The sequence below is a fragment of the Streptomyces sp. bgisy027 genome, from assembly GCF_057710365.1.
Window position 1 is genome coordinate 16,901 of the sequence record NZ_JBYIVZ010000009.1, and the last position, 20,613, is coordinate 37,513.

The window sequence follows — 20,613 nt, forward strand, 5'->3', positions numbered from 1 at the left end:
GACCCTTGAGCGCCCGCCGACGGAACGTTCCGTCGGCGGGCGCCGTCCATACACAGATACCCTTGACATGTGACCGACGCCCAAGAAACCGCAGCAGACAGTTCACTGCGAACCACCGGAGGCGCCCCTCCGGAAGACGACGGATCTTCTGTTACGGAGGCGCCGATCCCTTTGCTGGAGCCCCGCGAGGGCATTCCGCCGGTGATCGCCGACGAGGACGCACTCGCCGAGGTGATCGCCGCCTTCGCCGCGGGCTCGGGTCCCGTCGCCGTCGACGCCGAACGCGCGTCCGGCTACCGCTACGGCCAGCGCGCCTATCTGGTGCAGCTGCGCCGCGCGGGCGCGGGGTCCGCACTGATCGACCCCGTGGCCTGTCCCGACCTGTCCGGCCTCGGCGAGGCGCTGTCCGGAGTGGAGTGGGTGCTGCACGCCGCCACCCAGGACCTGCCCTGCCTGCGTGAGATAGGCATGGTGCCGACCCGGCTGTTCGACACCGAGCTGGCCGGACGGCTCGCCGGCTTCCCCAGGGTCGGCCTCGGCGCGATGGTCGAGGGCGTCCTCGGGTTCGTGCTGGAGAAGGGCCACTCGGCCGTCGACTGGTCGACCCGGCCGCTGCCGGAGCCCTGGCTGCGGTACGCGACGCTGGACGTCGAGCTGCTGGTGGACCTGCGTGACGCCCTGGAGAAGGACCTCGACCGGCAGGGCAAGCTGGAGTGGGCGCGGCAGGAGTTCGACGCGATCGCGTCCGCGCCGCCCGCCGAGCCCCGCAAGGACCCCTGGCGGCGGACGTCCGGGATGCACAAGGTGCGCAGGCGCCGGCAGCTCGGCGTCGTGCGGGAGCTCTGGCAGGCCCGGGACCGGATCGCACAGAAGCGGGACGTGTCGCCGGGCAAGGTGCTCAGCGACGCGGCCATCGTCGAGGCCGCGCTCGCCGTGCCCGGCAATGTGCACGCCCTGGCCGCGCTCAACGGCTTCGGGCACCGCATGGGACGGCGGCAGCTGGAGCAGTGGCAGGCCGCCGTCGACCGTGCGAAGGCCCTGACCGAGGCCCAGCTGCCGACCCCCGGCCAGCCGGTCGCGGGGCCGCCTCCGCCGCGGGCCTGGGCGGACAAGGATCCGGCCGCCGCGGCCCGGCTCTCCGCCGCGCGCACCGCGGTGTCGGCGCTGGCCGAGCAGCTGAACATGCCTCAGGAGAACGTGATCACCCCGGACACGGTGCGGCGGGTCTGCTGGGAGCCGCCGAAGGAGGTGAGCGCGGAGACGGTCGCCGAGGCGCTGGCCGGCCACGGGGCTCGGCCCTGGCAGGTCGAACAGGTCACGCCGGTGCTGGTGGCCGCGTTGTCCGCCTAGCTAGGGCCTGGTACGGAAGTCGCGTCGTCGCCCGAAGGCCGGCCGCGCGGCGTTCGGTGCGGCGAGAGGGCGTGCCGGGCGTCGCGCGGCAGGCGTCATCTACGCACCAGGCCCCAGCCGCCGAAGCTCCTCACCTGGTCGCTCCCTTCGTGAAGCGGCTGTAGGCGAACCGCTGGCGGAACAGGAAGACGATCAGCGTCGGCAGGATCACCGGACCCGCTCCTGCCGGGATCGTTTCCCAGTGGGCGCCGAGCGGGCCCTTGAAGCGGAACAGCGACGTCGAGATCAGGCCAAGATCTTCCGAGAGCATGAATGCGACGCGGCGGCGGGGCACCGGCGCCGGCCGGGGCGTGGCAGGTCTGAGACGACTCGCAGCTGTGCCGGCCGACGCATCCGACGCTGTCCGCGATGCGTCATGACGTGTACGGGTTCGGGGCGGAGGTGGCGCGGGCGCTGTTCGGGGTGATCACGGGGGATGGGGTCGGATCGCATCCCGTGCCTGCCCCGGCGCTGTCCCCGGAGGGTCCACAGCTTCCGCCTCGGTGAGTTGTGTGCGGGTGCGTGGGGGCTGGTCGCGCAGTTCCCCGCGCTCCTCCCGGGGCGCTCGGCCACCGCCCGTTCCATGTGACCTTCGCCGCTCCACCCTCCAGGACTGTGCAGCTACGTTACTCATAAGTAGCATGGGTCTGAGCGCGCGCTCAGCGCTTGCGTGCCGCAGCAGTGCAGATCCCGCACCTCTGGAGGAGAGCCATCGTGCCTCGTACCGTCAGGGATGTCGTCTTCGTCGACGGCGTCCGCACCCCGTTCGGCAAGGCGGGCCCGAAGGGCATCTACCACGAGACCCGCGCCGACGACCTCGTCGTGAAGGCGATCCGGGAGCTGCTGCGCCGCAACCCCGGTCTCGACGCGCAGCAGATCGACGAGGTCGCCATCGCCGCGACCACGCAGATCGGCGACCAGGGCCTGACCATCGGCCGTACCGCCGGCATCCTCGCCGGTCTGCCCCAGTCGGTGCCCGGCTACTCCATCGACCGTATGTGCGCCGGCGCCCTGACCGCCGTCACCTCGGTCGCCGGTTCGGTCGCCTTCGGTGCTTACGACATCGCCATCGCCGGTGGTGTCGAGCACATGGGCCGCCACCCCATGGGCGAGGGCGTGGACCCCAACCCGCGCTTCGTCAGCGAGAAGCTGGTCGACGAGTCCGCCCTGTTCATGGGCATGACGGCGGAGAACCTGCACGACCGCTACCCGCACATCACCAAGCTGCGCGCCGACGAGTACGCCGTGCGCTCGCAGGAGAAGGCCGCCAAGGCGTACGCCAACGGCAAGATCCAGGCCGACCTGGTCCCGATCTCCGTGCGCCGCACCAACCCCGAGGCCGGCGAGACGGGCTGGGGCCTGGTCACCGCCGACGAGCCGATGCGTCCGGGCACCACGCTGGAGAACCTCTCCGGTCTGAAGACCCCGTTCCGCGTCCACGGCCGGGTCACCGCCGGTAACGCGGCCGGTCTGAACGACGGCGCCACCGCCTCCCTCATCGCCTCCGAGGACTTCGCCCGCGAGAACAACCTCCCGGTGAAGATGCGCCTGGTCTCCTACGCCTTCGCGGGCGTCGAGCCGGAGGTGATGGGCTACGGCCCGATCCCGGCCACGGAGAAGGCCCTCGCCAAGGCGGGCCTCGACATCTCCGAGATCGGTCTGTTCGAGGTCAACGAGGCCTTCGCCGTCCAGGTCCTGGCCTTCCTCGACCACTACGGCATCGCCGACGACGACGAGCGCGTCAACCAGTACGGCGGCGCCATCGCCTTCGGCCACCCGCTCGCCTCCTCCGGCGTCCGTCTGATGACGCAGCTGGCCCGCCAGTTCGAGGAGCAGCCGCACGTCCGCTACGGCCTGACCACCATGTGCGTCGGCTTCGGCATGGGCGCGACGGTCATCTGGGAGAACCCGAACTTCGACGGAGGCAGCAAGTGAGCACCACCGCTGAGCTTTTGAAGGGTGCGGCCGAGCTGTTCCCCGACGAGGTCGTGACGTCGGCGCACGTACGCCACCTCGACCTGCCGTCCGGCGCCGGGCGCTTCGCGCTCATCACGCTGGACAACGGCTTCGACCACACCAAGCCGACCACCTTCGGCCCGCAGTCGCTGGCGAACCTCGACAAGGCCATCGACCAGGTCGAGGCGGAGGCCGCGGCCGGCGACATCGTCGGCGTCGGCATCACCGGCAAGCCGTTCATCTTCGCCGTCGGCGCCGACCTCAAGGGCGTCGAGCTGCTGAAGGAGCACAAGGACGCGCTGGCCATCGGCAAGGGCGGCCACGAGGTCTTCAAGCGGCTGTCGGCCCTCGCCGTGCCGACCTTCGCGTACTACAACGGTGCGGCGATGGGCGGTGGCGTCGAGGTCGGTCTGCACTGCGAGTACCGCACCGTCTCCAAGGCGCTGCCCGCCTTCTCGCTCCCCGAGGTGTTCCTGGGCCTGGTCCCGGGCTGGGGCGGCTGCACGATCCTGCCGAACCTGATCGGTGCCGAGAGGGCCGTCCAGGTGATCATCGAGAACAGCCTCAACCAGAACAAGCAGCTCAAGGGTCAGCAGGTCTTCGACCTGGGCATCGCCGACGCCATCTTCGAGGGCGCCGACTTCCTGGAGCAGTCGCTGATCTGGACCGCTCAGGTGCTGAAGGGCGACGTCGAGGTCGAGCGTCCGGTGATCGACCGCGGTGAGGGCTGGGACCAGGCCGTCGCCAAGGGCCGTTTCGTCGCGGACTCGAAGGTGCACGGCGCCGCTCCGGCCGCCTACCGCGCCCTCGACATCATCGCCGCCGCCAAGAACGGCGACCTGCAGCAGGGCTACGACGCCGAGGACAAGGCGCTCGCCGACCTGATCATGGGCGGCGAACTGCGCTCCGGCATCTACGCGTTCAACCTGGTGCAGAAGCGCGGCAAGCGCCCGGCCGGCGCCCCGGACAAGAACCTGGCCCGTCCGGTCACCAAGGTCGGTGTCGTCGGCGCCGGTCTGATGGCCTCCCAGCTCGCGCTGCTCTTCCTGCGCCGCCTGGAGGTCCCGGTCGTCCTCACGGACATCGACCAGGAGCGCGTCGACAAGGGTGTGGGCTACGTCCACGCCGAGATCGACAAGCTGCTCGGCAAGGGCCGTATCAACCAGGACAAGGCCAACCGCCTCAAGGCGCTGGTGACCGGTGTCCTGGACAAGGCCGAGGGCTTCGCGGACGCGGACTTCGTCATCGAGGCCGTCTTCGAGGAGATCGGCGTCAAGCAGCAGGTGTTCGCGGAGGTCGAGGCGGTCGCCCCGGCGCACGCGGTCTTCGCCACCAACACCTCGTCCCTCTCGGTCTCCGAGATGGCGTCGAAGCTGAAGAACCCCGAGCGGGTCGTCGGCTTCCACTTCTTCAACCCGGTGGCGGTCCTGCCGCTCCTCGAGATCGTCCGCGGCGCGAAGACGGACGACGCCTCGCTGGCCACGGCCTTCGCCGTCGCCAAGAAGCTGAAGAAGACCGCCGTCCTCACCAAGGACGCCCCGGCGTTCGTCGTGAACCGCATCCTCACCCGCTTCATGGGCGAGATCCAGGACGTCATCGACGAGGGCACGCCGGTCGAGGTCGCCGAGAAGGCCGTCGAGCCGCTCGGTCTGCCGATGTCCCCGCTGGTGCTGCTGGAGCTCGTCGGTCCCGCGATCGGTCTGCACGTCTCGGAGACCCTCAACCGGGCCTTCCCGGACCGCTTCACGGTCTCCCCGAACCTCGCGGCCGTCGTCAAGGCGGGCAAGCGCGGCTTCTACGTCTACGACTCCGGCAAGCCGGAGCTGGACCCCGAGGTCGCCGCGCTGCTGAAGCAGGGCGACTCCGTCCTGACCGAGGAGCAGGTCCGTGACCGGGTCCTCGACGCCGTCGCCCAGGAGATCGGGCTCATGCTCGACGAGGGTGTCGTCGCCGAGGCCCAGGACATCGACCTCTGCCTGATCACGGGTGCCGGCTGGCCCTTCCACCTGGGCGGCATCACGCCGTACCTGGACCGCGAGGGTGTCTCCGAGCGCGTGAACGGCAAGAAGTTCCTGGCGCCGGGCGTGGCGTCGGTTCCGGCGTGACACGACTCGTACGCGAGTGAGGGCCCCTGCTCCGGCAGGGGCCCTTTCGTGTACTGGGCTCGTGGGGGCGTGGCGGGCGGTCAGACCTCCCGCCACGCCTCCAGGGCCAGCCCCGGCTCGTCCTTGCGGCGGGTGATGAGGAGTTGGCCCATCGACGGTGACAGCGTTGCCGCCACGACCCGGCCGTCCTCGTCCACCGCCGTCGCCACCACCGCGTCCGCCGGGAGCTGCGGGCCCGACTCGGTCCACCATGCGCCCGCCGACTCCTGTTCCGTCGGGTACGCCGCGAAGGCGACGCGGCCGCTCGTCGACCGCTGCGCGAGCAACGTGCAGTCATGGCCGTCGAGTTCGCAGCGGATCGCGGTCACCGGGCCGGGGCCGGCGGACGTCAGGAGGGTCACCGGCTTGGTGCCGGGGCGCCAGGCGCACAGGTCGCCGGAGTCGTCGGCGTAGAACAGGGTCGTGTGCTCCGCAGAGGTCGCCAGGGCGTGCAGGGTACCCGCCCGCACCGGTGTCTCCATCGCCTCCTCAAGGACCGGGACGCTGCCCGGCTTCTCCTGCCGCCAGTGCAGCAGGGCGCCGGGGACGGCCGCGTACAGCTCGACCCGTCCCGACTCCCCCGTCACCGCGGCCAGCCGGTCGTCGGCCTCGGCGCCCTTCAGGTCGCGCCACGGGCCCCAGCCGCCCACCTCCCTCTGGCCGCGCATGCTGACGCCGCCCTCCCGGTTGCGCACGAAGACATGCGCCCGCCCCTGCGCGTCCACCGTGACGGCGGGCGTGCCGGTGCGGTCACCGGCCTTGTCCGGGTGGCCGATGGACGACCAGTCCAACGGGGCCAGACGGGGCCGGAAGTGCGTGGAGTGCACCAGGCCCGCCTCACCCGCCTTGGTGGGCCGCCAGGCGGCCAGATGGGCGTAGGCGTCGGCGCCCTGGCCGACCGCGGGGCCGGGGCGCAGCTTCTGGTCGCCGCCGACCCTGCGCGGGGGTTCCCAGGGGCCGCCGGGGCCGAGTTCCGCCCGGCACAGGACGGCGTCCTCGGTCGGCAGATAGACGCTGAGGCGGCCGTCACGGCCGCGGATGAGCCAGTCGCCGTTCACCGGATCACCATATGCGGGGCGGACCGGCGCCGGTGTGCCGCCCCCGGCTTCCCGGCGCTGGACAAGGCCCTCCGCGTCCACGCACACGCCCCTCCCCAACTCCCCGTCCGGGTCGTGGGTTCCGCGGTATCTCCGTACAGGAGAGGCAAGCTGGATCAGAGCAGCAACGTCCGCACGAGAACAGGAATTCGACGTCATGACCGACAAGCTCACCGTGAGCGTCCTGGGCACCGGCATCATGGGCGCCGCGATGGCCCGCAATCTGGCGAAGGCCGGGCACACCGTCCGCGCCTGGAACCGCACCCGGGCCAAGGCCCAGCCGCTGGCCGCCGACGGCGCCTTCGTCGCCGACTCCCCCGCCGAGGCGGTCGAGGGCGCCGACGTCGTCCTGACCATGCTGTACGACGGGCCCGCGACGCTCGAAGTCATGCGCGAAGCGGCACCGGGACTGCGCTCCGGTGCCGTCTGGATGCAGTCGACGACCGCCGGGATCGACGGCATCGCCGCCCTGGTCGCCTTCGCCGGCGAGCACGGCCTCGTCTTCTACGACGCCCCCGTCCTCGGTACCCGTCAGCCCGCCGAGGCCGGTCAGCTCACCGTCCTGGCGGCCGGTCCTGCGGAGGGCCGCGAGACGGTCACGCCGGTGTTCGACGCCGTCGGCGCCCGTACGGTGTGGACCGGCGAGGACGGCGGAGCGGGCAGCGCGACCCGGCTGAAGCTGGTCGCCAACAGCTGGGTGCTGGCCGTGACGAACGCCGCCGGTGAGGTGCTCGCGCTGTCCAAGGCCCTGGATGTGGACCCGCAGCGCTTCTTCGAGGTGATCGACGGCGGGCCGCTCGACATGGGGTACCTGCGGGCCAAGACGGGCCTGGTGCTGAACGGCCAACTGTCCCCGGCCGCCTTCGCGGTGAGCACGGCGGCGAAGGACGCACGGCTCATCGTGGCGGCCGGCGAGCGGCACGGCGTACAGCTGGACGTGGCGACGGCGAGCGCGGAACGCTTCGAGCGGGCGACGGCGCAGGGCCACGGCGACGAGGACATGGCGGCGGCGTACTTCGCGAGCTTCGAGGAGGGGGCCGCGGAGTGAGCGGGGCGGTACCGCCAGGAAGCCGAAGGATGAGCGCACCGGTTCCGGCACGGGGTCGCAGGGCGAGCAGGCCGTTTCCGGCAGCGAGCGCACCGGTTCCGGCACCGGATCACACGGCGAGCAGACCGACTCCAGCAGCCAGCGCACCGGTTCCAGCACCGGATCACACGGCGAGCAGACCGACTCCGGCGGCGAGCGTGCCCGTCGTCTCCCCTGGCCGCCGTGCGACCCTTTCCGCATGAACGCTGACGTCCCCCTGCTCGTGATCGTCGACGCCGCGAACGTCGTCGGGTCGGTGCCCGACGGGTGGTGGCGGGATCGGCGGGGGGCCGCGGAGCGGCTGCGGGACCGGCTGGCGGCGGACGGGGTGCCGGGGCATGCGGGGCCCGTGGAGATCGTGCTCGTGGTGGAGGGGGCCGCTCGGGGCGTGCAGAGCGTGCCGGGGGTACTGGTGGAGTCCGCCGCCGGGAGCGGGGACGATCACATGGTCGAACTGGTCGCGCGGGCGGCCGGGCGGTCCTGCCTGGTGGTGACCGCGGACCGGGAACTGCGCCGGCGGGTGACGGAGTTGGGGGCGGACGTGGCAGGGCCGCGCACGGTCCGGCCGTAGCCGGCTGCCGTACGCGGCCCGGAGCCGTCGGGTCGGGCTAGGCGGTGCCTGAGCCCTCCCCCCTGCCGATTTCGGCCTCGGTCGTCTCCTTGTGCAGTCCGAGCCGGCTGTGGGAGCGGCCGTAGACGAAGTACACGCCGAAGCCCGCCACCATCCAGATGGCGAAGCGGACCCAGGTCTCGGCGGGCAGGTTGATCATCAACCACAGCGAGGCGCACACCGACAGGATCGGGATGACCGGCACCCACGGGGTGCGGAAGGCCCGGTGCAGGTCGGGGCGGGTCCTGCGGAGGATGATCACGCCGATCGCCACGACCACGAAGGCGAACAGGGTACCGATGTTCACCAGCGCCGCGAGTTCGGTCAGCGGGGTGAAACCGGCGAGGACCGCGATGATCACGCCGAGCAGGATGGTCGGCCGGTGCGGGGTCTTGAACCGCGGGTGGACGTGGGAGAAGAAGCGCGGCAGCAGTCCGTCGCGGCTCATCGCGAAGAACACCCGGGTCTGGCCGAGCAGCAGGATCATGCACACGGTCGTCAGACCGACGGCGGCGCCGAAGCTGATGAAGCCCGCGAACCAGGGATGCCCGGTGTCCTTGAACGCGTCGGCGAGCGGGGCGTCCACGGACAGCCTGGTGTAGTTCTGCATGCCCGTGACGACGATCGACACGAGGACGTAGAGCGTGGTGCAGATGACGAGCGAGCCGATGATGCCGCGCGGCATGTCGCGCTGCGGGTTCTTGGTCTCCTCGGCGGCCGTGGCCACGACGTCGAAGCCGATGAAGGCGAAGAACACGACCGAGGCGGCGGTGAAGATGCCCATCACACCGTAGTTGGAGGGGGCCCAGCCGAACATGAGCTGGATCAGCGGGGCCTGGAGACTGCCGCCGGCATCCACCGTCTGGCTGTCGGGGATGAACGGGTCGTAGTTGTCGCCGTCGATCAGGAACGCGCCGGCGATGATCACGGTCAGGACGACGGCCACCTTGATGGCGACGACCAGGGACGTGATCCGCGCGGACAGCTTCATGCCGAGGACGAGGATGAAGGTGAGGACGAGCACGAGCGCGGCGGCGAGGATGTCGAACCCGAACGCGTCGGCGCCTTCCCGGCTGCCCAGCGCGTCCGGCATCGTCCAGCCCGCGTTGTCCATGAGGGACTGGATGTAGCCCGACCAGCCGACCGCCACCACCGCCGTGCCGAGCGCGAACTCCAGGACCAGGTCCCAGCCGATGATCCAGGCGGGCAGTTCACCGAGCGAGGCGTACGAGAACGTGTACGCGGACCCCGCCACCGGGACCGTGGAGGCGAACTCGGCATAACAGAGCGCGGCCAGCGCGCAGGCGACGCCGGAGACGACGAACGCCAGGGCCACGGCGGGTCCGGCGTTGTCCTTCGCGACGGTGCCGGTGAGCACGAAGATGCCGGTGCCGATGATGACACCGACGCCGAAGACGGTCAGATCCAACGCGGACAAGGACTTCTTGAGCGCGTGCTCCGGCTCCTCGGTATCGAGGATGGACTGCTCGACTCTCTTCGTCCGGAAGAGTGTGCTGCTCACGGTCGTACCTCCCACTTGTCGTCCTCGACATGATCGAGAGGGGGCGTGGTACGCCTGCCCCGGCGTGGGCGGATTCACACAGATGGGCCGGTTTCACCACCGTCATGGGTGGTGGAACCGGCCCATCCGGCCGTCAGCGGAGGTCAGTCGCGAGCGGGTTCCACCGAGTCGACCTCGGCTGCCTCACGGCCGAACCGGCCGTCCAGCTTGGAGACGAGACCGGTGACCTGGCGGGCGATGTCGGGGGCGGTGAGTCCGATCTCGGCCAGGACCTCGCCGCGGGAGGCGTGGTCGAGGAAGCGCGGCGGGATGCCGAAGTCGCGCAGCGGGACGTCCACGCCCGCGTCGCGCAGGGCTTGGGCGACCGCTGAGCCGACGCCGCCGACGCGGGAGTTGTCCTCGACGGTGACGACGACGCGGTGGCGCTCGGCGAGCGGGGCCATGGCCTCGTCGACGGGCTTGACCCAGCGCGGGTCGACGACGGTGGTGGTGATGCCCTGCTTGTCGAGCAGACCGGCGATCTCCAGGCACATCGGCGCCAGCGCGCCCACGGAGACCAGCAGCACGTCCGGGGTGTCGGTGCCGGGCTCGCGCAGGACGTCCATGCCGCCCACCCGGCCCACGGCGGGCACGGCGGGGCCGACGGCGCCCTTGGAGAAGCGGACGACGGTCGGCGCGTCCTTCACCTTCACGGCCTCGCGCAGCTGTGCCCGGACCTGGTCGGCGTCGCGCGGGGCGGCGAGCCTGAGGCCCGGGACGACCTGGAGGATCGACATGTCCCACATGCCGTTGTGGGAGGCGCCGTCGGTGCCGGTGACGCCGGCGCGGTCCAGCACGAAGGTGACACCGCACTTGTGCAGCGCCACGTCCATGAGTACCTGGTCGAAGGCGCGGTTGAGGAAGGTGGCGTACACGGCGAAGACGGGGTGCACCCCGCCGTGGGCGAGGCCGGCGGCCGACACGGCGCCGTGCTGCTCGGCGATGCCGACGTCGTAGATGCGGTCCGGGAAGGTGTCCGCGAACTTCTTCAGGCCGACCGGCTGGAGCATCGCCGCGGTGATCGCCACGATGTCGTCGCGCTCCTTGCCCAGCTCGACCATCTCGTCGCCGAACACGGACGTCCAGTCGGCGCCCGAGGCCTTGATCGGCAGGCCGGTGTCGGGGTGGATGGGGCCGATGCCGTGGAAGCGGTCGGCCTCGTCCTGGAGGGCGGGCTGGTAGCCGCGGCCCTTCTCGGTGAGGCAGTGCACGATGACCGGGCCGCCGAAGCGCTTGGCGCGGGCCAGCGCGGACTCCAGGGCCTCGATGTCGTGTCCGTCGATCGGGCCGACGTACTTCAGGCCGAGGTCCTCGAACATGCCCTGCGGGGCGATGAAGTCCTTCAGTCCCTTCTTGGCCCCGTGCAGGGTCTCGTAGAGGGGCTTGCCGACGACCGGGGTGCGGTCGAGGATCTCCTTGGTGCGGGTCAGGAAGCGCTCGTAGCCGTCGGTGGTGCGCAGCGTCGCCAGGTGGTTCGCCAGGCCGCCGATGGTCGGCGCGTACGACCGCTCGTTGTCGTTGACGACGATGACGAGGGGGCGGTCCTTGGCCTCGGCGATGTTGTTCAGCGCCTCCCAGGCCATGCCGCCGGTCAGCGCGCCGTCACCGATGACGGCGACGACATGGGCGTCGCGTTCTTTCAGCTGGTTGGCTTTCGCGAGGCCGTCGGCCCAGCCGAGGACGGTCGAGGCGTGCGAGTTCTCGATGACGTCGTGCTCGGACTCGGCCTGCGAGGGGTAGCCCGACAGGCCGCCCTTCATCTTCAGCCGGCTGAAGTCCTGGCGGCCGGTGAGCAGCTTGTGGACGTAGGACTGGTGTCCGGTGTCCCAGAGGACCTTGTCCTTCGGCGACTCGAAGACCCGGTGCAGGGCGATGGTCAGCTCCACCACACCGAGGTTGGGGCCGAGGTGGCCGCCGGTCTTGGAAACCGCCTCGACGAGGAAGGTCCGGATCTCCTCGGCCAGCTGGTCCAGCTGCTCAGGGCTGAGCCGGTCCAGATCGCGCGGTCCCGTGATGCGGGTCAGCAGCGGCACCCGTGCCTCCTTGCAGTAGAGCTGTTCGAGCTGTTGCCGGACTTGTCGAGTCTAATGTTCCGCCCAGCCGGAAGGTTCCCGGCCCCGGGGACGTACATCACGCATTCGGCTCTACCCGGTAACACCCCGTGCCACAACGCCGAGAGGGGCGCGGGGAACTGCGCGACCGGCCACTACGGACCGGCACCCGCCAGTTCACCCACGCCCCTGCGGCGCTACTGCGTCCCGCGCTACGCGCGACCCGCGGTCTTCTGCGTCTTCCGGGTGATCGAGTCGATCACGACGGTCGTCAGCAGAACACCGGCGGTGATCATGTACTTCACCGGCTCGGCGATGGACTCCAGTTGGAGGCCGTACTGGATCGAGACGATCACCAGCACACCGAGCAGCGCGTTCCACGTACGGCCACGTCCACCGAACAGGGACGTACCACCGATGACGGCCGCCGCGATGGCGTTCATCAGCAGGTCACCGGTACCGGCGCTCTGGTTCGCGGAGGCGATCTTCGAGGCCAGGAACAGACCACCGATGGCCGCGAAGCCACCCGAGATCGCGAACACGGAGATACGCACCGCGGTCACGTTGATACCGGCACGACGCGAGGCCTCGACGCTGCCGCCGAGAGCGAAGACCTTGCGACCGTACGAGGTACGCCGGAGTACGAAGTCCGTGGCGACCAGGAACACCAGGAAGATCACCGTGGCCAGCGGCAGGCCCTTGTACTGGTTGTACATGACCGCCGCGGCGAAGGAGACGATGCCCAGCAGCGCCGTGCGCAGGAGGGTGTCGCTCAGCGGCCGGAACGGGATGCCCGCGGTCTCACGACGGCGGTTGCCGAGGAACGAGGTGATGAAGAACACCGCGGTGACCACGGCCGCGAGGCCGTACGCGGCCGCCACGTCCGTGAAGAAGTACGTCGTCAGCTTGCCGATGAGGCCGTCGCTGTCGAGGTTGATCGTGCCGTTCTCGCCCAGCGTCTGGAGCATGAAGCCGAGCCAGAACAGCAGACCGGCCAGCGTCACGGCGAACGCCGGGGCGCCCAGCACCGCGAAGAAGAAGCCGTGCGCCGCGCCGATGGCGGCACCCGCCGCGACGGCGACGAGCACGGCCGCCCACTCGGACCAGCCCTGGTTCACCGCGAGGACGGCCGCGATGGCGCTGGCCGCGCCGCTGACCGAGCCGACGGACAGGTCGATCTCGCCGAGCAGCAGCACGAAGACGATGCCGACGGAGATCATGCCCGTGCCGACCATCGTGACGGTGATGTCGCTGATGTTCTGCGCGGACAGGAAGGCGGAGTTCAGGCTCTGGAAGATGACGCAGATGGCGACCAGGCCGAGGATGACGGGCAGGGAGCCCAGCTCACCGGCCTTCAGCTTGCGCCGGAACTCGGTGACGTAGCCGGCCAGGCCCTGCTCCTGCACCAGCAGGCGTGGGTCGACCGCGGTCACCGCGTGCGCGGCGGCCTCGGTGTTGCGTACGTCGTGGTCCTGCGCCGTCGCGGAGGTCTTGTCGATGCTCACTTGGAAACCTCCCCGTTCGTGCGCGCCGCACGGCGGGTCACGGCGTTCTCGGTGGCGCCGGTGATGGCGGAGATGATCTCCTCCTGCGAGGTCGTCTTGACCTCGAAGACGCCGTTGTTGCGGCCCAGGCGCAGCACGGCGACCTTGTCCGCGACGGCCTTGACGTCGGCCATGTTGTGGCTGATGAGGATGACGGCGTGCCCGCGCTCGCGCAGTCGCTCGACCAGGTCGAGGACCTGGGCGGTCTGCTCGACACCGAGGGCGGCGGTGGGCTCGTCGAGGATGACCAGCTTGGGCTCGCCGAGCATGGAGCGGGCGATGGCCACGGTCTGGCGCTGTCCGCCGGAGAGCGAGGCGATCGGGATACGCACGCTGGGGATGCGGATCGACAGGGTCTGGAGCAGTTCGCGCGAGCGGCGCTCCATCTCGACCTCGTCCAGGACGCCGCGCTTCTTCAGCTCGCGGCCCAGGAAGAGGTTGCCGACGACGTCGATGTTGTCGCACAGCGCGAGGTCCTGGTAGACCGTCGCGATGCCCAGGTTCTGGGCGTCGTGCGGCCGGTTGATCGAGACGGCCTTGCCGTCCCACTCGATGACGCCCTCATCGATGGGGTGCACGCCGGCGATCGTCTTGACCAGCGTGGACTTTCCGGCGCCGTTGTCGCCGACCAGGGCGACCACTTCACCGGCGTGGACCTCAAGCTCTACGTCGGTGAGCGCCTGAACGGCACCGAACCGCTTGGAGACCCCGCGCAACGCCAGCACGGGCGTAGCGGACACGTGAACCATCTCCTTCGCCGCCTGACCCGGCGGAAGGGTTGTGCAATGAAAAGTTGGGGGGTTCCGTCCGGCGCCCCGCGCCGAGCTTGCGGGGCTGACGTATGCGCGGGGCGCCGGAGGAGTCTTGTGCAGTCATGTCCCGTGCGGGAATTCAAGGACGAATTCCCGCACCTGGAAAGGGACCTGGGGCTGCTGTACCGCCACGTCAGCCGGTGACGCCGGCCTTGTCGCAGGCGGCCTTGTACTTGCCGGTGCAGATCTCGTCGGCCGTGTAGACGCCGTCCTTGATGACGGTGTCGTTGATGTTGTCCTTCGTCAGCGAGGTGACGGGGACGAGGACCGCCGGGATGCCCGTCTCGCTGCCGCTGTCGACCTTGTCCTTGGCGATGGCGTCGAGCGACTTGCCCTGGGCGAGCGCGACGGCCATCTCGGCGGCGGCGGCGGCCTCGGGGGCGTACGGCTTGTAGACGCTCATGTACTGCTCACCGGTGACGATGCGCTGTACGGCGGCCAGTTCGGCGTCCTGACCGGTGACCGGGACGTTGATGCCCGCGGCCTTGAGCGCGGTGATGATACCGCCGGCCATGCCGTCGTTGGCGGAGTAGACGCCGACGATGTTGTTCTTGCCGACCGCGGAGATCGCCGCTTCCATCTCGGAGTTGGCGTTCTCCGGCTTCCACTCCTTGGTGTCGTACTCCTTGGCGATGGTGACCTTGCCGTCAAGGGCGGAGTGCGCGCCCTCCTTGAACATGGCGGCGTTGGGGTCGGTCACCGAACCGTTGATCATGACGATCTTGGAGTCCTTGGTGGCCTTGTCGCCCAGGGCCTTCAGCAGGGCCTCGCCCTGGGTCTTGCCGACCGCCACGTTGTCGAAGGACGTGTAGGCGCTGATCGGGCCCTCGGCGAGGCGGTCGTAGGCGACGACCTTGATGCCTGCGTCCACGGCCTTCTGGACCGAGTTCTTGATCGCCTTGGCGTCGACGGCGTCCAGGATCAGGACGTCCACCTTGTTGGTGATCATGGTGTCGACCTGCTGCGCCTGCAGGTTCGCGTCCTGCTTGGCGTTGTTGTAGTCGATCGTGGCCTTGCCGTTCGTCAGCTCCTTGATCTTCTTCTCGATCAGGGGCCGGTCGAACTTCTCGTAGCGGGCCGTCTGGTTCTCCGGGAGCAGGAGACCGACCTTGATGTCGTCGCCCTTGGCCGCGGAGGCGGTGGAGTCGTTGTCGCCGCCCGCTTCCTCGGCGCTGCCGCAGGCAGCCAGCGAGATGGCCATCGCACCGGCGGCAATGGCAACGGCGGCACGACGCATGCGCGTGTTCACTTCAGAAACCTCCCTGACGAGGCCGCGTCCTTGCGGCCGAGGTGGCTGGAAGTCAACTCGGCCACACGTGCGACGTCAAGAAGTAAATCCTTAACGGGTTGGCAACGGTGCCATCCGTTCTCTAAGTGAAGGCAGGGGCAGCGGCGTGCAGCGTGCTGTCCAAAAGGGTTGAATCACCCATCTCGCTGAGCGCCAGCGCGAGTGCGCCGAGCACCTCCGCGCGACCGCCAAGTGCCCCGGGAAGAACCGAGAGTTGGCGCGCCGCACTGGGGATGGCGTAGCGCCCGACGGACTCCCGGATGGGCCCGAGGACCAGCTCGCCGGCCTCGGCGAGATCACCGCCGAGGACCACGCGGCTCGGGTTCAGGAGGTTGCAGAGATTGGCGACTCCACTGCCGATGTGACGGCCGACGTCGGCGATCACGCGACGGCAGCCCGGGTCTCCGTCCCTGGCCAGCCGTACGACGCCCTCCATGGTCAGATCGGTGCCGTGGCTGGACTGGAGGAGCGGGAGCACATAGCGCGCGGCCGCGAAGGTCTCCAGGCAGCCCCGGTTTCCGCAGCGGCAGACCGGACCGGATTCATCCAGAGTAATATGCCCGATTTCTCCCGCTGTGCCGCCCGGGCCGCGGTAGATCTTGCCGCTGATCACCAGACCGGCGCCGACACCGCTGGCGACCTTGATGTACGCGAGGTCGCGCACGCCCCGCCCGCTGCCCCAGACCAGCTCTCCGAGGGCACCCAGGTTGGCGTCGTTGTCGACGTGCACGGGCACCCCGAGGCGGTCGCGCAGCTCCTCGGCGGGCTTGGTACCGGTCCAGCCCGGCAGGATTGCGGTGGAGCCCAGGGTGCCGGACTCCACGTCGATCGGGCCGGGCACACCCAGACCGACCCCGGCGATCTTGGACCGATCGACGCCGGTCGCCGCGATCAGCCGGTTGACCAGCTGTTCGGCGCGGTCGAACCCTTGCGTCGAGGAGGCGTCCACGTCCAGCGGCTCGGACTCCTCGGCCAGCACCTGATGGGCGAGGTTCCCGACCGCGACGCGCAAATGCGTATGGCCGAAGTCGACCCCTATGACGATGCCGGCGTCCCCGCTCAGCGAGACGCTGCGGGCCCGGCGGCCACCCGCCGAGGTGGGTGTGACCTCGACTGTTCCGCCGTCCTTGAGCTCACGGACGATATTGGAGACCGTGGCCGCGGACAGACCGGTGGTCCTCGCGATCTCCGCCTGGGTGAGAGATCCGGCCAGCCGTACGGCCCGCACGACCCGCTCCAGATTGGCTCGGTGCAGCGACGACTGCGACCCCGGAGTCTCCACGACGACCTCCTGCGCGCGGGACCGCATCGATGAGGCCCCGTTCATGTCCAACTAGTGAACTCTAAGCTGAGCCGTTCGGGTTGCCTCCCGTCAAGAGGTTGAACCGGATCCGGGTACGTGCACACACCTGTGCACGCCGCTCCCAGGGACGGGAACGGCGTGCACGCGGGCGGTTTCGGAGCGCTACGTTCGACTTACGTCACCTCGCGGACCCGGACTACTTCAGAGCTCCCGCCGTCAGCCCCGCCACCACCTGGCGCTGGAAGATGACGTAGGCCGCGAGCACCGGCAGCATCGCCATCACCAGACCGGCGAAGAGACCGGACCAGTCGCCCTTGTAGCCCTGGCTGACGGCCAGCTGCACCAGGCCCTGGGTGAGGACCCGCTTGTCGGGATCGGTGTTGAGGACCGTGGGCAGCATGTACTGGTTCCACTGGCCCAGGAAGTTGAAGATGCCCACGCTGATCAGACCCGGCTTGGCCATCGGAAGCATGATCTGGAAGAACGTACGGCTGTGCGAGGCACCGTCGACGAAGGCCGCCTCGGCCACCGATGTCGGCAGTGTGCGGAAGAACGCCGTGAGGAAGAACACGGTGAACGGCAGCGAGTACGCGATGTAGACCAGGATCAGCCCGTGGATCGTGTTCAGCAGTCCCATGTTGTTCACGACGTAGAAGAGCGGGACCAGCGCGAGCATGATCGGGAAGCTCATGCCGCCGATGAACAGGAAGTAGATGAAGCGGTTGCCCGGGAAGTCGAACCGGGCGAGGACGTAGGCCGCCATCGAACCCAGCACCAGGGTGCCGATCAGCGAACCTCCCACCACCAGGACGGTGTTGAGGAAGTAGTCGCTCATGTTGGCCTGGGTCCACGCCCGCGACCAGTTCGAGAAGTGCAGTTTGTCCGGCAGCGACCAGGGCGAGCCGAAGATCGAGGCGTCGTCCTTGAAGGACGTCATCACCGCCCACAGCAGCGGCATGGCGACCATGAACGCCCAGATCACGAGAACGCCGTGGGAGAAGACGTTGAGGACGGTGCCCTCTTTCCTCTCCTTCGCCGGCGTCTTCGCCGGCACCCCGGTCTTGGTGATGGGCATCCCGGACTCGGCCGGTACGGGAGCGGTGGTCTCGGTCGTCTTCATCTCTCAGAACTCCAGCCGCTCGCGACGCCCGAGCCGCATGACGACCGCGGCGAAGGCCAGCGTGACGACGAGCAGGGCCACACCGATCGTGGTGGCGTAGGCGGCCTGCCCGTCACGGAACGCTTTCTGGTACACGTACAGGACCATGACCGTGGTCGAGTAGTCCGGGCCGCCGGGTCCGGTCGTCATGATGTGTACGACCGCGAACGACTCGGCGCCGAGGGCGAGGATGCCCATGTAGACCCAGCCGGACTGCACGGTGTCCCACAGCAGCGGCAGGGTGATCCGGAAGAACGTGCTGGCGCGGCCGGCCCCGTCCAGCAGCGCGGCCTCGTACAGATCCGCCGGGATGGAGGCCATACCTGCGGAGAAGAGGACCACGAAGAAGCCGACCGTGGACCAGACGATCACCGCCATCACGGCCCACAGCGCGAGATTCGGGTCGCCCAGCCACAGCGGCTGGACGCTGTCGAGTCCGATTCCGCGCAGGATCGAGTTGATCGCTCCGCTGTCCGGGTTGTACGCGAAGGCGAACAGCAGCGCGACGATCGCGATCGACAGCACCTGCGGGAAGAAATAGACGATCTTGTAGAACGAGGACCCGCGGACACCGGTGATGGCCGGGCCGCCCTTTCTGCGCCGGCCGCCCACATTGATCATGAAGGCGAGGAACAGCGCGAACCCGAGTGTCACCAGCGGCAGCAACAACGCGAACAACAGGCTGTGCTGCAACGACTTCCAGAAGATGTCGTCGTCGAGCATCCTCTCGTAGTTGTCGAAGCCGACCATCTTGAATTCCGGGCTCAGCCCGGTCCAGTCCGTGAACGAGTAGTAGATGGACTGGATGAACGGCCAGACGACGAAGAGCGCGTACAGCCCCAGGGGCACCGCGAGGAACCCCACGATGAACTTGTACTTGCCGTGCTGCATTGCTATCGACCCCGATCTGCGCGCGGGTGCAGCCGCTGGTGACGGGTCCTCACGGGACCTACTGGTGCTTGTAGTGCTTGATCGACGTGTCCTTGGCCGCCTCGTCGGCGAAGCCCTGGATCTTCTTGATGGCCTCGGCCGGGGTGAGGCGTCCGGCCATCATCTCGCCGAGACCGGAGACACCGATCTTCTCCTTCTGGAGCTGTACGTACCAGTCCTGCAGGCGCGGGTTCACCACGTTCTGGCCGGCCTTGTCCAGCGCCGCGACGCCGGACTTCAGACCAGGGGTGAGCGTGATGCCGTCGGTGCCGCCGTTGTAGGCGGTGAGCGACTTGACCTTGCCGGTGAAGTTCTTGGAGCTGGCCTCGCTCAGCATGATGCGCAGCTGCTCCATGCCGCCCGCGGTGTTCTTCGCCTTGGCCGGGACGATGAAGGGCTCACCGCCGGACGCCCAGATCGTGCCGAAGGGCATCTTGTCGGAGGAGTCGATGCCGGTCGGCGCGGAGACGGCGAGGTCGAAGTCCTTCGGGATGACGTTCGCCGACTCGTTCTCCACCCAGGAGCCGTTCGGGATGAACAGCGCCTTGCCCTGGGCCCACGCGGTCTGCGACTGGATGTGGTCCAGGCCCGGGGTGCCCTTGAGGACGTAGCCCTTCTTGTAGAGCTCGTAGTAGGCCTCGAAGCAGGCCTTGACCGCCGGGTGCTTCCAGGCGTTCGGCTCCAGGTTGTCGATGGCGTCGAGGACCTCGACACCGCCGACCTTGCCGATCATCGGGTAGAGCGAGAAGGGGAGGTAGTACGGGTACTTGCCCGCGTACGTCCAGCCCGCCATGCCCTTCTTCTTGGCCTTCTCGCAGACCGCGAGCATCTGGTCCCAGGTCTCGGGGTACTGCTCGTCGAGGGAGTCCAGGGCCTTCTGCGAGTACCAGACGCCGTACACCGTGTAGGCGTAGTACATGATCCAGACCTTCTCGCCGTCGAACTGGCCCATCTCGACGATGCCGGGGCGCAGCGTGTCGCGGACCTTCTTGCTCGGGTCGTCGTACGACGGGGCGTCCAGCAGTGGCGTGAGGTCGGCGAGCTGGTCCTTGCCGACCAGGACACCCATGTCCATCTGCTCGGCGCCGGAGTTGTCGATGAGGTCCGGCGGGGTGCCCTGGTTGAAACGGGGCTGGAGGGTGGACTGGATCTTCTGGGTGGCGGAGAACTTGACCGTCACCTCGGGGAAGTTCTTCTCGTAGATCTTGACGGCGTCCTCGGCGTACTCCTTGCCGAAACCGCCGTCGAACAGCACGAACTCCATCTGCGCGGTGTCATTGACGCCGAGCGGGTTCTCCGCGGTCTTCTTGCCTTCTTTGGCCTTGTCCCCGTTGCCGCCGCCCCCGCCGCTGGCACAGGCGGAGAGGAAGCTCATCGTGGGTACGGAGATCAGGCCGAGCGCGGCGGACCGCTTGATCAGATCGCGACGTCCGACGCGTGCGGAGCCGTTGTTCTCGGGGTGCTGGGCGGAAGTGGATCCCATGCTCAAGTCCTCGCCTTCTCCAGGACTCAGGCGGTGAACCGGATCACCGCCGGCACCGCAATCGGGTCAAGCTGGGGTCGTGCAGGAAGTGCGGAATCATGCGAAGTGCCGACAGGTATAGTCCACTTCCCGCCAGCGGAGCAAGATCGAATGCAAGGTTCGCCGGTGGTCTTTTCCGAGTTGAGACCTCGCGGAAATA

The 20,613-nt window shown here is 69.0% G+C and carries 15 protein-coding genes and 1 pseudogene; 5 read left to right on the forward strand and 11 right to left on the reverse strand.

Features of this window, described 5'->3' with window-relative positions; genetic code table 11:
* Nucleotides 1–69: 69 nt before the first annotated feature.
* The gene (locus AC3ETA_RS11610) at nucleotides 70–1,350 is read left to right on the forward strand and encodes a ribonuclease D (protein ID WP_432192761.1); all 1,281 of its coding nucleotides are present in this window, start codon (nucleotides 70–72) and stop codon (nucleotides 1,348–1,350) included.
* 130 nt (nucleotides 1,351–1,480) lie between these two features.
* Here AC3ETA_RS11610 and AC3ETA_RS11615 read toward each other — a convergent pair.
* Nucleotides 1,481–1,663 (reverse strand): annotated as a pseudogene (locus AC3ETA_RS11615) (carbohydrate ABC transporter permease); the annotation flags it as partial.
* Between the two features lie 440 nt (nucleotides 1,664–2,103).
* Here AC3ETA_RS11615 and AC3ETA_RS11620 point away from each other — a divergent pair.
* Complete coding sequence (locus AC3ETA_RS11620) at nucleotides 2,104–3,324, forward strand: thiolase family protein (protein WP_432192762.1); 1,221 nt, start codon at nucleotides 2,104–2,106, stop codon at nucleotides 3,322–3,324.
* Complete coding sequence (locus AC3ETA_RS11625; RefSeq protein ID WP_432192763.1) at nucleotides 3,321–5,450, forward strand: 3-hydroxyacyl-CoA dehydrogenase NAD-binding domain-containing protein; 2,130 nt, start codon at nucleotides 3,321–3,323, stop codon at nucleotides 5,448–5,450. Before AC3ETA_RS11620 ends, AC3ETA_RS11625 begins: the two co-directional genes overlap by 4 nt.
* An 80-nt stretch (nucleotides 5,451–5,530) precedes the next feature.
* Here AC3ETA_RS11625 and AC3ETA_RS11630 read toward each other — a convergent pair whose 3' ends face one another.
* Nucleotides 5,531–6,547 (reverse strand): PLL family lectin, encoded by a 1,017-nt coding sequence (locus AC3ETA_RS11630; RefSeq protein WP_432192764.1) that lies wholly within the window; start codon nucleotides 6,545–6,547, stop codon nucleotides 5,531–5,533.
* 154 nt (nucleotides 6,548–6,701) lie between these two features.
* Here AC3ETA_RS11630 and AC3ETA_RS11635 point away from each other — a divergent pair, with 154 nt between their 5' ends.
* Complete coding sequence (locus AC3ETA_RS11635; RefSeq protein ID WP_432192923.1) at nucleotides 6,702–7,634, forward strand: NAD(P)-dependent oxidoreductase; 933 nt, start codon at nucleotides 6,702–6,704, stop codon at nucleotides 7,632–7,634.
* Between the two features lie 238 nt (nucleotides 7,635–7,872).
* Nucleotides 7,873–8,244, forward strand: a complete 372-nt coding sequence (locus AC3ETA_RS11640) for an NTP pyrophosphohydrolase (RefSeq protein ID WP_432192765.1) — start codon at nucleotides 7,873–7,875, stop codon at nucleotides 8,242–8,244.
* A 37-nt stretch (nucleotides 8,245–8,281) separates the two neighbouring features.
* On the opposite strand, the gene AC3ETA_RS11645 is transcribed toward AC3ETA_RS11640, so the two are convergent.
* The 9 genes from AC3ETA_RS11645 to ngcE form a co-directional block, all read right to left on the reverse strand.
* Nucleotides 8,282–9,805 (reverse strand): amino acid permease, encoded by a 1,524-nt coding sequence (locus AC3ETA_RS11645; protein WP_432192766.1) that lies wholly within the window; start codon nucleotides 9,803–9,805, stop codon nucleotides 8,282–8,284.
* Between the two features lie 143 nt (nucleotides 9,806–9,948).
* Nucleotides 9,949–11,877: a 1-deoxy-D-xylulose-5-phosphate synthase gene (gene dxs, locus AC3ETA_RS11650; RefSeq protein ID WP_432192767.1), complete on the reverse strand. Its 1,929-nt coding sequence runs from the start codon at nucleotides 11,875–11,877 to the stop codon at nucleotides 9,949–9,951.
* A 230-nt stretch (nucleotides 11,878–12,107) separates the two neighbouring features.
* Nucleotides 12,108–13,400: a sugar ABC transporter permease gene (locus tag AC3ETA_RS11655; RefSeq protein ID WP_432192768.1), complete on the reverse strand. Its 1,293-nt coding sequence runs from the start codon at nucleotides 13,398–13,400 to the stop codon at nucleotides 12,108–12,110.
* Entirely contained in the window at nucleotides 13,397–14,188 is a 792-nt protein-coding gene (locus AC3ETA_RS11660; protein ID WP_381465206.1) for an ATP-binding cassette domain-containing protein, read from the reverse strand. The genes AC3ETA_RS11655 and AC3ETA_RS11660 overlap by 4 nt, the downstream gene beginning before the upstream one ends.
* 196 nt (nucleotides 14,189–14,384) lie before the next feature.
* The gene (locus AC3ETA_RS11665; protein ID WP_432192924.1) at nucleotides 14,385–15,488 is read right to left on the reverse strand and encodes a substrate-binding domain-containing protein; all 1,104 of its coding nucleotides are present in this window, start codon (nucleotides 15,486–15,488) and stop codon (nucleotides 14,385–14,387) included.
* A 133-nt stretch (nucleotides 15,489–15,621) separates the two neighbouring features.
* On the reverse strand, nucleotides 15,622–16,821 hold the full coding sequence (locus AC3ETA_RS11670) for an ROK family transcriptional regulator (protein WP_432192925.1): 1,200 nt from the start codon (nucleotides 16,819–16,821) through the stop codon (nucleotides 15,622–15,624).
* Between the two features lie 217 nt (nucleotides 16,822–17,038).
* Nucleotides 17,039–17,962 (reverse strand): carbohydrate ABC transporter permease, encoded by a 924-nt coding sequence (locus AC3ETA_RS11675; protein ID WP_432192769.1) that lies wholly within the window; start codon nucleotides 17,960–17,962, stop codon nucleotides 17,039–17,041.
* A 3-nt stretch (nucleotides 17,963–17,965) separates the two neighbouring features.
* Nucleotides 17,966–18,892, reverse strand: a complete 927-nt coding sequence (locus tag AC3ETA_RS11680; RefSeq protein ID WP_432192770.1) for a carbohydrate ABC transporter permease — start codon at nucleotides 18,890–18,892, stop codon at nucleotides 17,966–17,968.
* Nucleotides 18,893–18,950: 58 nt separating this feature from the next.
* Complete coding sequence (gene ngcE, locus AC3ETA_RS11685; protein WP_432192771.1) at nucleotides 18,951–20,414, reverse strand: N-acetylglucosamine/diacetylchitobiose ABC transporter substrate-binding protein; 1,464 nt, start codon at nucleotides 20,412–20,414, stop codon at nucleotides 18,951–18,953.
* Between the last annotated feature and the right edge of the window lie 199 nt (nucleotides 20,415–20,613).